At 58.8% G+C, this 11981-nt stretch carries 9 protein-coding genes; 8 read left to right on the forward strand and 1 reads right to left on the reverse strand.

From position 1 onward, the window contains the following. Window positions 1–37 precede the first annotated feature (37 nt). The 3 genes from QCBJ_RS13180 to QCBJ_RS13195 all read left to right on the forward strand — a co-directional run bounded on the left by QCBJ_RS13180 (window position 38) and on the right by QCBJ_RS13195 (window position 3334). Window positions 38–682, forward strand: coding sequence for a CGNR zinc finger domain-containing protein (locus QCBJ_RS13180; protein ID WP_012723342.1), 645 nt, complete (start codon window positions 38–40; stop codon window positions 680–682). A 269-nt stretch (window positions 683–951) separates the two neighbouring features. Continuing rightward, window positions 952–1761 carry a hypothetical protein gene (locus tag QCBJ_RS13185; RefSeq protein WP_102060975.1) on the forward strand — a complete coding sequence of 270 codons (810 nt, stop codon included), beginning with the start codon at window positions 952–954 and terminating at the stop codon, window positions 1759–1761. Window positions 1762–2404: 643 nt separating this feature from the next. Beyond that, on the forward strand, window positions 2405–3334 hold the full coding sequence (locus QCBJ_RS13195) for a hypothetical protein (protein ID WP_102060976.1): 930 nt from the start codon (window positions 2405–2407) through the stop codon (window positions 3332–3334). 60 nt (window positions 3335–3394) lie between these two features. Here QCBJ_RS13195 and QCBJ_RS13200 read toward each other — a convergent pair whose 3' ends face one another. Further along, entirely contained in the window at window positions 3395–4546 is a 1152-nt protein-coding gene (locus tag QCBJ_RS13200; protein ID WP_012723346.1) for an MFS transporter, read from the reverse strand. A 349-nt stretch (window positions 4547–4895) separates the two neighbouring features. Between QCBJ_RS13200 and QCBJ_RS13205 the strand changes: the two genes are divergently transcribed. From QCBJ_RS13205 to QCBJ_RS13225, 5 genes are all read left to right on the forward strand, one after another. Beyond that, entirely contained in the window at window positions 4896–5882 is a 987-nt protein-coding gene (locus QCBJ_RS13205; protein WP_043205125.1) for a DeoR family transcriptional regulator, read from the forward strand. A 302-nt stretch (window positions 5883–6184) separates the two neighbouring features. After that, a complete protein-coding gene (tssI, locus tag QCBJ_RS13210) occupies window positions 6185–8203 on the forward strand; it encodes a type VI secretion system tip protein TssI/VgrG (RefSeq protein WP_102060977.1) in 2019 nt (672 codons plus the stop codon). Beyond that, window positions 8203–9039 carry a DUF4123 domain-containing protein gene (locus QCBJ_RS13215; protein ID WP_102060978.1) on the forward strand — a complete coding sequence of 279 codons (837 nt, stop codon included), beginning with the start codon at window positions 8203–8205 and terminating at the stop codon, window positions 9037–9039. Before tssI ends, QCBJ_RS13215 begins: the two co-directional genes overlap by 1 nt. Continuing rightward, entirely contained in the window at window positions 9032–9811 is a 780-nt protein-coding gene (locus tag QCBJ_RS13220) for a hypothetical protein (RefSeq protein ID WP_012723350.1), read from the forward strand. The genes QCBJ_RS13215 and QCBJ_RS13220 overlap by 8 nt, the downstream gene beginning before the upstream one ends. A gap of 14 nt (window positions 9812–9825) precedes the next feature. Continuing rightward, window positions 9826–11976, forward strand: coding sequence for a lipase family protein (locus QCBJ_RS13225; protein WP_102060979.1), 2151 nt, complete (start codon window positions 9826–9828; stop codon window positions 11974–11976). Window positions 11977–11981: the final 5 nt, after the last annotated feature.

The following is an 11981-nucleotide window of genomic DNA, read 5'->3' on the forward strand; positions in this document are numbered from 1 at the left end:
GCCATCGCAGGGAGAACGTGTTTTTTCAGGAGCAGGCATGACACATTTTACGGGCACTGCAAAATCGATCCGTCTGATTGGTGGGGCCCGGGTATTGGACTTTATCAATACCACCAATGGCCGGCGTCCCGGCACCGCACTCAAGGTCATCGAAGAGCGGCTCACCAGTTTTCAGTTTTTCTTCGAATGGGCCTTGCATGCGTCATTGATCTCAGCCCGAGAGTTTGATGACTACAAGCCCATGGTGTTCGAGTCGTCGATCGCCTACCAACCGGACCTGGACGCGGTTATTGCGTTCAGGGAATGCCTGTATGAGGTGTTCTATCCGTTATCAATGAATCACGCCGCCCCCGACGAGGCCTTGCAGCAGATCAACCAGATGTTCCAGCAAGGCGTCGCCTGGCGGGTGCTGCGGTCCGTCGACGGTAAGCCCGCCTGGGCGTGGAAAGCCTGCACCACGGCGCAGGAACTGACGGCCATGGTGCTGGGACGCCTGGCTATCGAGGCCACGCAGTTGCTGGTTTCGGGTGATCTGCACGCGCTACGCAGTTGCAGTGCCACGGACTGCGATTGGGTGTTCATGGACATTTCCAAGAACAAACAGCGCAAATGGTGCCAGATGAGCGTGTGCGGCAGCCGCGAAAAACTCAGCCGTCTCAAACAGGTGAGCGCTCCCCATTAGGTTCTGATCCGCCGTTGACTCACCACATTGCCGCGCTTCCTGCTCAGGTTGGGCGGTAATGCTGTCCAACATAGGGGGTTATCTCTCAACCCTGCCGATGCTCTTCCTACTTGGGTTCTGGAAGTTTTCAGCTGTCTCAGGAACCGCTTCCCACCGTTCTGCCACACAGGATATGCCTGCCTCTGCTGGTTGCCTGGACGGCTTATTGAGCGTCAGGGTCGCTGGGACGGTGAGGTCAGGCGCCTGAACACACTGAACTGGAGAACCAAATGTCGGTATCAGCATTCAATCAGAGCGTCGCTCCCTCCACCGATAATGCCCCTCTTGCAGAGGCAAAACCCAATACTGAGCGGTCTGGTACCTCATCAAGTGCCCAGATCACGGTAGGTGTCAGTTTCACATCGCAGTCCAGCCAAAGCGGCCCGGTATTCGGTGGTCCGCCGCCGCGCCCAGTGCCGGACGGTGTGCGCCCGAACCCCGGCCCGCCGCCGCGTCCAGACCCGACGTTACCGGACCCTTATTACTCTAAACAAAGTAATGAGCAATTGGCCCAGGGGCTTCTGGATAATTATGGGGCGTTCAAGGGCCGCTGGCCTTCACGCAGTGTGACGCCCGAGAGCGTGCAGAAGATGGCCAATCGACCGTTGACCGGCAACCCCTCCCTGGACCCGAATATCCGACTGGCGAAGGAACTGTTGCGGCGTCCCGGTCTGATGCAAGCGCTCGATAGAAATGGCAGTACGGGGGCATTGGATGGCCGTTTGTCCAAGGACGACATCAGTAGTGTTGTTCGTTCCGATAACCCGTTGAAGTTGAATAACGACAAGCAACTCGTGCGAGAAATGCTGACCCATTTCAATTCTCTGAAGGGCGGCTACTTCAACAGCACGATCAAGCTCCGCGACCTTAGCGCACGTGCGTCGCAAGCGTTGACCGGCAACCCGTTCAGCGACCATCTCACCCAGCTGTCGAGGGAAGTGATGGCCCGTTCGGACCTCAGGTCGATGATGGACAACGTTGACGGTTGGCGTCGCGATGGAAAGATCTCTCAGCAGGAGTTGTACCAACTGCTTCGTTAGGTGTGGGGCAGCCCTCTGTCGCGGACTGCGCGGCAGAGGTTGGCAAACGCGTGGTACGGGAAATACAGATACACCCGCAGGAACCGTTTTCAAAAACGCACCACAGAGTAAATATCCACCGGTCATTGACTACCGATGGGGGCCTTCATCTACCGGATTAGGTCTGGACCATGAACTCGACATCATTTGAATCCCGTCACTCCCAGTACGACGTCTCGGCCATGGCTACGCTTGCGCAACAGCCAGAGACCCCGGGAACGTCCCAGCCGCAGGGGCTTAACCTCACATCCTCGCCTAAGTTCAGCTTCAAGGCGCCTACCGCCGAAGATTTTGACAAAGGCTCTCGAGCGATCACTGAAGAGCCAGGGTCCAATCCTTTGCTCTGCCTATTTGCCAACCTTTGGCACAAGTTGTCCAGCCGCTAGTGGGCTGTTCCACGCCAGGAATGGTCCGGCCAGGTGCGCGGGTTACAAACGCTCAAGATTCACTGGGGTAAGTCCGGCGTTTTGGACGGCAGTCTTCGGAACCATTGTTTTCTGAGCACCACTCAATCGGTGCTTGTGCCATGTTGATTTCGATGCATTTTCGAGGATCAGGCAATCAAGGCCCAGGCTACGGAATCTAGATAGGGTGGAGGTGAATCATGATTGGTAGTGTCAATAATCTGGGCTATACGCAAGCGGCGGGATCAACTGCGCCGAATAAGCCCTCGGCAGGTGCGGGTAGTGGTCAGTCGCGCTATGAGGTAGATGCCCGCGCATTGGGTAAGCCGCTGCCGGCGTCTCAGCCGCTCAACTCCCGTTTCGCGAACGGCGCCGATCGGCATTTTGACGGCCAGAATCTGTATGGAGGCATGACGAAAGTTGGGAACCCTTTTGTCAGCTCAGACGACCACTTGCTGGCGACCGACCTGAAGAACAACCTGCCATTATTGGACGCCTTCAAGAAAGATGGCCGACTGACCCAGGGATCTTTGCAGGAAATAGCCAAAGAAGAACCCAGCAGCAGCAAGGTGTCGGAGCGCACCATCATGTTGGCGCGAGAGATACTCAACCGTCCCCGGCTGAACGATGCGATTGTTGCCAAAGGCGGTGAAATCACCCATGAAAGCCTTGCCAAAGCGGGCGACTCACAGATCGGCAATACCAACCCCAATACCCAGAGCGCCGATCCGTACCATGCGAAAACCGATGCTCAGGTCGTGCAGGCATTCAGGGGGAAATTTGATGATTGGCGGGACAAGTCGGAAGACTTCAATCCCTTTTTTGGCTCAGAAAAACACCGGTACGTGAAAAGGGAAACGATTGCCGAGATCAGCAAGGACCCTAACGTAACGGACAACAACGGTGAAGCGGTACGGGATCCGCGCACCGGGTTTCCGTTGAAAAAATACAGTGAGCAAGAGGTGTACCTCGCCAAGAATCTCACGGAGAGACCCGGGTTAATGGACTCTCTGGACAGTCACAAGGCCAATGGTTTCAGCCTGTTCGGCAGCCGTAACGACGATGGGTGGTTGAAGAACTACAGCCTTGATCGCTGGCTGGAAAACGACAAGAAAGAGAAGGCCGATTAAAGACGCGCGCAGGCGGCACGAGTTGCTTGAAAAACGCCAGCAACTCGTGTTGTTTTACGTTCATACCCGCAGTATTTTTCCACTCACCGCCACCGCTGCCAGCAACCCTGCGATCAACAGGAAGGCCGTAGCGAGGCTGCTGCCATGGGCGATGAACCCAATCAAGGCAGGTCCGGCCAATATCCCCGCATAGCCCAGGGTGGTAATGGCCGGCACGGCAATGTGTTCTGGCATGACGTTCTGTTTGCCGACAGCGGTATACAGCACCGGGACGATATTCGAGCACCCGGCACCTACAAGTGCATATCCCAGCAAGGCCATTTCCCAAGCCGGTGACAAGGTGGCGAGGAATGTGCCGACCGCTGCCAGTGCACCGCCGGCCACAATCACCCGAGTAGCGCCCAGCCGGCGCACGATGGCGTCACCGGTCAACCGTCCGAGCGTCATGGTCAAGGCAAAGGCTGCGTAACCCAAGCCTGCATAGGCTTCGTCCAGGCCGCGCTCGGCACTGAGGAACACCGCGCTCCAGTCGAGCACTGCGCCCTCGGCCAGAAACACAATAAAGCACAGGCAACCGATAAACAGCACCACGCCACGCGGAACGGCAAACGCCGGGCCCGAACTTTCACTGCCGTACGGCAGCAGGTGCGGTGCCGCCTTGAGCAGTGCCGCCAGCGTGATGACGATCACCACCAGGGTTGCCTGCAGTGGCGAAAGGCCCAACCCGAGCAATCCCGAGACCCCCGCCGCGCCGATAATCCCACCCAGGCTGAACAGCCCGTGAAAACCGGACATCATCGTCTTGCCACTGGCACGTTCGACGATCACGGCCTGCAGATTGACGGTGGAATCCACCGTGCCTAAACCGGCACCAAACAGGAACAAACCTGCCATCAGCAACGGAATCGAACTGACCGTCGCCAACACCGGCAAAGCCAGGCAGATCATGATCGTCCCGGCACTCAGCACGCGTCGGCAACCAAAGCGCGATGCCAAGGCACCCGCTGCGGGCATGGCAATGATCGAGCCGACGCCCAGGCACAATAGCAGCAGGCCCAGTGTGCCTTCACTCAGTTCGGCACGGGCTTTGGCATACGGCACCAGCGGTGCCCAGGCGGCAATGCCGAAGCCGGCAATGAAGAAGGCGATACGGGTCGACATTTGCTCCAGCCGCCCGGGAACCACGGGCGCTGAGGTGGAGATGGCAGTCATGAAAAGTCCTTGGTTTGGCGTTCAACGAACGATGTCCGGCGCGACATCCTTGCATATCAGGCGTTGGTGCGCGAGCGGGGTTCCCTTGGCGTTTTGCCGGGCGTGAATTTTATTTTTACACACTTGGAACGGCTGGGCAGTTTGCAGCCACGTAAGAAGTATCGGGTGTGTAGGAGGCGGCCTGGAAGGTGCGTAATCTCCGTGAGGGCTTTTGAACCCCTTCGTGCTCACGGTGATTACCACCTTCCAGGCCGCCTCCCATTGTCGGTAGGTTCTGTAATACGCTGTTGCCTGAGTGTGCAGGCAACCAAACGGACGAACCGATGAAGCTGTTCAGGCAAACCACGCTATGACCCTGTTCTACGATGCTCGCGGCAACATCTATGGCGTGGTCAGCCCAGCCTTGTTAAGAAACAAGGGCATTGAGGTGCCCGACAGCGCGGCGTTGGCCGCGCGTACTCGCAGCCGTTGGACGGCATCGGCCGTCGCTTCCGAATGCGGCTGGGGCGCGATACCACGCCCGGCTGATGCCAAGGCGCATCGCTGTGATGGTTTGTTGGTCGGGCCGTTCCAGGCCGAGCCGCCGTTTGACCTGTTGATCGTTAACACGGATGGCTCTTTGGCCGAGCGCAGCGGCAATGGCTTGACGATTTTTGCCCAGGCGCTGACCGAACAGGCCCTGATGACTGACGCCTGTGAATTGCGCGTACACCACGACAAAACGGATGCGGTATCGCCCGTCGCCACTCGGGTGGAACCGTCCGTTCGTGAGGACGTTGCGGGGTTCTGGCTTGAACTGGGGTTGCCCACGTTCGGACCCTCGGCGGTGGGGGCCCAAGGGGTTGATCAAGCCTTTCTGGAGGGGGCCGAACTGAGCCACATCAGTGAGCTGACGGCGATCAACCCTCAGTGGGCCACGAGTCAATTTGTACGGGTGGGCAACCCCCATTGTGTGACGTTGGTCGAGCGGGTGTCGGCATTGCCCGACAACGCACAAATGCAGCAGCCCGCCCTGTTCGAAGCCTTGAAGGCGATTGCCTTTGCACCTCCCGCAGGCGGTGGGCAACCCTGTGCGGCTGGGGTCAACCTGCAATGGGCGGCGCGAGAGTCCCGCAATCGACTCATCGCGCGGGTGTTCGAACGCGGAGAGGGGCCCACTGCGTCTTCCGGAACCAGCGCCAGTGCCGTGGCATGCGCGGCATGGCGTGCAGGCTGGGTTGAGAGCGGTGATATTGCCGTGGTCATGCCTGGTGGCATTGCGCCGGTGCGCTTGCACACTCAGGACAAGACGTTGCTGAGCGTCAGTCTGTTCGGTGCAGCGCGGCTGCAAGGGTGAGGTTTCTTAACGGCTGACGCTGTGATTTGGCGTCGGCTGTTTCTCTGTTAGTTAGTTATCGTGACGAACTTTAATGTAGGGCATTTCTTATGACTAAGAAGTGGCGCATTGCCTCGTTTTTTCATTTGGTAAAAGACACTTCCAACTTCTTCGTACGAAACTTCTTTTTTATTTTTTCGCGGTCGATTCTTCCCCGTAATCGCTAAGCTTTGAGGCGTTCAGGCGCTTTTTTCTCGGTCACTTATTCTTTAGCGAGAGAGAGTATTTCAGGGCGGTCATTCATTAGCGGCGGGCAACAACGGATGGTTAACGCGTTTATTTCGTCACGTTTCAAACTTATTCTTCCACGCATAAATACCGACTTCCAAGTGCTGGCATTCAACGGCAGCGAGGTCCTTGATCAAGCGTTTTTCATCCACGTACAGGTCGTGAGTGAAAACCCCTCCCTAGCGCTGGAGACGTTGCTCCACCAACCCGCCTACCTGGATTTCGGCGACGCGAACGAAGGCCTGCATGGGCATATCTACGCGATTGGCCGAGATGACCCAGGTCAGCGCACCACGCGCTACCACCTGACCCTGGCACCTCGGCTGGCCTATCTTGCGCATCGGCGCGACCAGCGGATTTTCCAGCGGCGCAGCGTGCCGCAGATCATCGCCGCCGTCCTCGAACAGCATGGCATTCTGGCGGACGCCTACGTGTTCGAGCTGGGCCCCGTGGTTTATCCGCCGCGCACGTTCTGTGTGCAGTACGCGGAAAGTGACCTGCACTTCATCCAGCGGCTGTGTGAAGAGGAGGGCATTCACTATCATTTTCGTCACAGCACGGACGCTCATCTGTTGGTGTTCGGTGACGACCAGACGGTGTTTCGCCGCTTGCCGGTGCAGCGCTATTGCCCGGCTGGCGGGCCGCAGGCCGAAACGCAGGTTATCCAGCGTTTCGAGGTGCGTTTGGGCACACGCAGCCAGGCGACGGTGCGCCGCGATCATGATTTCGAACACCCTTCGTTGCTTCTGCAGGACACCGCCGGTTCTGCTCCGACGCATCCTCTTGAGGATTATCACTACCCAGCAGGATTCAGCGGCCATGTCCGGGGTAAGCGCTTGGCGCGGCGGGGGCTGGAGCGTCACCAACGTGACCGTCTTCGGGCATTGGGCAGGAGTGATCAACCCGCGCTGCGCAGTGGACATTTTCTTGAATTACGCGATCACCCCGACCCGTCATGCAACGATTTGTGGCTCATCACTTCGGTGCGTCACGAGGGCTATCAACCGCAGGTGCTGGAGGAGGCTGCGCCCCCGACTGACCGGTTCCTGGGGTATCGCAATCGCTTCACGGCGACCCCTTGGCAAGCGGTACATCGACCCCCCCTCAAACATCCCAAGCCGAGCATCCATGGCAGCCAGACCGCAACTGTGACCGGGCCGCCCGGAGAGGAGGTGCATTGCGACGCTTATGGCCGGGTGAAGGTGCGCTTTCACTGGGACCGCCTGAATACGTCAGATGATACAAGCAGTTGCTGGGTCCGGGTTGCGTCCGGATGGGCCGGTGACGGGTTCGGTGCAACGCTGATTCCGCGTGTGGGCATGGAGGTGCTGGTGACCTTCCTGGAAGGGGACCCGGACCAACCGTTGATCAACGGTTGCCTGCCGAATGCGTCGCACAGGTCGGCCTATCCCCTCCCGCAGCACAAGACCCGCAGTGTCTTGCGCAGCTGCAGTTCCCTCGGCGGCGCGGGCGCCAATGAGCTGTACCTGGAGGACCGCCGCGGCGAGGAGTTGATTTATCTTCGCGCACAGCGGGACCTGGAGCAGCAGGTCGGCCATGACAGCCGGTTGGAGGTGGCGGGCGAACGCCGGGAAGTCATCCAGGGTATGAGCACCACTCACCTGGGCAGCGAGGAGCATCGCCAGGTCACGGGTGATCGCAGCGTCGTACTCAAGGCCAGCGATCACCTCGAGGTACACGGCGATAGCCGGACCTATGTTGGCCAGACTTTGTTCGTCGAAGCGGGGCAGCAGCTTCACCTCAAGTCCGGTGCCAGCCTGGTGATCGATGCCGGGGCGCAACTGAGCCTCAAGGCGGGCGGCGAGCACCTGGTCATCCAGGCGGGGGGCATCTTCAGCAGTCGGCCCATCACCCTGGGCGGTTCACCCTCCGTGACCCGAGCGGCGAATGCGTTAGCGGCGGCCGACAGGCCAGCGATCTCCGTGGTGCAAGGCACCCTCATGAACCTGGCCAGCCAACTGGGGGCCGACTACTGCCCTGTGTGCGAGCGCTGCCGCGAAGGCCTGTGTGATCTGCCGGGGAGGGCTGCTTGATGCAGAACATGCCAGGCCAATGGATGGATCAACAGCATCAGGCAGGACATCGGTTGTGTTTGATCCTTGAGGGGCAGCATGAAGCCTGTCAGCCACTGCTGGCGATGCGCGATGTTTCACAGTATCGCAGCCTCTACGCCGAGACCGACTTGGCGGAACTGGCGGGGCAAGGCCCAGTGATTCTGTTGCTGGAGCAGATGAACGAGCCTGCATTGCTCGGCCTTTTGCAGCAGCCCGAGAACAACTGGGGCTGGCTGGGCAGCCTGCCAAGCGAGGACCTGGACGTCGTGACTCGGCACTGGCGTGACAGGCTGCTGGTGGGCCCGGAAGGTGCGCAATCGATGTACCGCTTTCACGACAACCGCGCCCTGGCACGCGCACTGGCCTATCTGCTCGTGGAACATTGGCCGCAATTCCTCGGCCCGTTGTTCAGCGTTTGCTACTGGCACGAAGGGCGCTGGCGCACGGCTGACAACCCGGCCCCCGGTGAACATCCGGTGCCCAACCCCGCGCTTTGGCTGAACACCCCCAACCCGAACGCTGAAGCCATCCTGCAGGCCAATATCCTGCGTTACCTGTTGACCGAGCACAGTGAAGACCTGGTCGTGTTAGCGGAATTCCAGGACCCGAGAATCTGGCTGGCGCAGGTATTGGAGCAGGCTCGCACCTGGCAGTGGCGAAGGCCCGAGCAACTGGAGTTTCTGGTGGTACGACGGTTGGAAGAGGCCACACGGGGCACGTTCGTTCAGTGGGGGCCGCGGGTTGGGGAGTCACCGGGAGAGCATTTTGAACGGGTGGCAGCCCAGTGGGAATTGATGGGAGGAAAAAATGGCTAGGCGAAGGTGGGGCGTGTTGATTGTGCTGGCGATGATAGGGCTGGCGGGGTGCGTGAGCAAACCGGTTGAACGGTTTACGTTGGAGGTGGATTTGCCGGCGGAGTTTCGCTTCATCGGCGGCGCCAACTATGGTCCCGCGACTGGGGAAACGTGCACGTTGCCGAGACGTCGAGGCAAAAGGCCCGAGAGGAAAATCTTTATTGCGCGTTACAAACCGGTGGCTGAACGCGTGAGTTTTGAGCTACCGCTGACGGAGATCATTGAAGGGTGCCCTACGGTTTTGCGCAGTGTGGATTTTAGAACGTATGCGAAGTGGGGGACCCGATATTCAGACGTCGGGGGAGACCTGGCAGGTTTCTCAATCACAGATCCCTCGAACGCCGATATACCTGGGATGCCAGATTCGGGCGTTCAGGAATTGCACAAGCAATGTCAGTGGTTGTTTCGGACGGCGGGGCCGCAACACGCGATCATCAAGGTTCTTTCATGCAAGGCTTTTGAGGTGGCCCGTCACCCACACGGACAGGGATCAGGACACGTGGTGCAGCGGGATCAGTTGCCGGGAAAGACACTCAGGGTGACGCTGACTTTAATTGACGAGGAAGAACCGTATTTTGACGGTACCTGGGTGGCAGTACCTGGCGGATGGAAGCGTTGTAAAGGTAGCAGCTTTGAAGACCTGTACGCGTTTTGCAACGGTAATACCACCGACTTTAAGCCTATAAAAATGCCCGATGGTCGCATCTGTGATGTCTACCCATCGTGCAAGTAACAAGGAGCAAACTCATGATGTTGGACGCACGGAAGCAACCTTTTTTCAGTGATAACAAGCCGGCTTGTCCATTGCGCGGGCATTGGGTGAGTTTTTGCCTGGCAGATGAACTCGGCGTTGGGACGGCCTACGGTGGATTGCCTTACACCCTTCACGATAGCGCGGGGCAAGAATACAAAGGCAGGCTGGACGGAAACGGATTCGCCACACTCAAAGATATTTACTGTGGGCCTGTGGCCCTTGTTTTTGACGACCTGTATTCAGGAACGGAGCCGTTGTATCAGCAACTGATGTCGCGCCGAGCTTACAAGCTCCCTATCACCGAGCTTCAAATTCGGGCGGAACACACTCGATTTGCTCGCTCCGACGGTCGGCGTACCGAGGGTGATCCGGCTCAACCAACAACGAGTCGGTTTTATCAAGTTGAAGTTCGCGACTTGGTCCGTCATGTCGCCCACTTGCCACCGGTTGCGCAGCGAACTCATCAACCCCAGCGGCACGCGTTAAAGATGCTGGCGGACCTTGGCTTCGGGCCGCCCCAATCGACCTTGGCGGGGATCGTATTATTTCCCAACATCCATACCGTCCTGGAGGTTCGGCCACTGCGAGCGTTGCGTCCGATGCTTTCAACCGAAGACAGCTTCTGTGCCTTGAACCTGTATCAGCTGGCGTTGATGGCCAGCTTGAGTTATTGCAATTTCGGCCAGGAGCCACCTCAACGGCCTCGGGACGCAGTTCGATTCCCCTTCGACCCAAGCGTCGGTCATTTTTTTGCTGAAAAGCTCTCGGGTTATCACGAAGCCTGGCGAGTCGATGCAGACCAACAGCAACGGTTCTATCCGCTCTACGAAGAGGTCCCGTATTCCCGGCGCTTCGAGATTTTGCCTTTCGATCCCACGCTGTACCCCCAAAACCGACCGGAATTGGCGGAGAAGCAGGAGCACCCCGCGAGTTTGCATTTTTTTGATGATGAAGAATTTGGTACTGACACGCAGGCATTTATCAGTCATCACGATGAGGTGATCCTGATTGCGGTACGAGGTACTGCCAGCGCTGCAGATGGGCTACGGGATGCAGACGCTCATCAGGTGGCTTTCGCCGAGGGTATCGGCAAGGCGCACGAAGGGTTTTATCAGGCTTATCGGGCGATGCGTGATTTCGTGCTGCATTACCTCACTCAGTTTCACACCGGCCAACGAATAATCATCTGCGGCCACAGCCTGGGTGGCGCAATCGCTTTGCTCTTGGCAGAAGGCCTGCGCCGAGCGCCGGAGGGGAACTACAACATCCTCCTCTACACCTACGGTGCCCCGCGCGCCGCCGACTCCGAATTCACCCTCGGTGCCTCAAGCCTGGTCCACCACCGCATCGTCAACCACAACGATCCGGTCCCCAGCGTCCCGGCTCCGTGGATGAACACCACCGCCAAACTCTGGATCCCCGGCGCCGTCACGCTCTTCAGCGCCCCCGCGTCCGGTGGGCTGCTGTTTGCCGCCGGCCTGGTACGTTTCGGTGGCAATCCCTACCAGCACCATGGCGAACAGCAACACTTCATGCCGATCATGCTCGCAGATGGCACGCATTCTTCAGTGTTGTGGAAACCTGGTTGTGAGTCCATCCAGGAAGCCGGCTGCAACCGAGCGTTGCAACTCCACGGTGACATGCCTGACCGTGACAATCTGCTGAAACAGCTGTTTCAGGCCAATCAGCACTTCATGACCGCCAGCTATATCCCAGCCGCCTGGGCGACGCTACGTCGGTGGCAACAAACCCAGGAAAGTAGCGGGCCCTTGGTCACACCGAGAGAATTTGAACGGCTCGATCACGCACTCGAAACCATGCGCCAGCAACTGCGCAACAGACGCCGCGAACTGGTCCGCCTGAAGCCCGCCAACGATCGGGGCTATGAGCACAACGAAGCCTTGAACGCCGAGATCGACCGCTTGCACACCAGTCGTGAGCGCCTTGCGACCCTGCGCTGGCGCCGTTTGGAAGCCCGTGATGTCTACGGCAGTCAAGCCCACAGCGCCAGCTTGCAACCGAGCCTCAGGCGCTGGTTCAGCCACCGTGAAAACCGCGAGCTGGCCCAGGTCGCCAGTATCCCTCCCGCCATGCCTGGCGAATGGGGGAGGGCGCAAACACTGGATATCGACTCGATTGCCTGAACAGA

The organism is Pseudomonas sp. QC2 (genome assembly GCF_002859085.1).
GTDB lineage: Bacteria > Pseudomonadota > Gammaproteobacteria > Pseudomonadales > Pseudomonadaceae > Aquipseudomonas > Aquipseudomonas petroselini.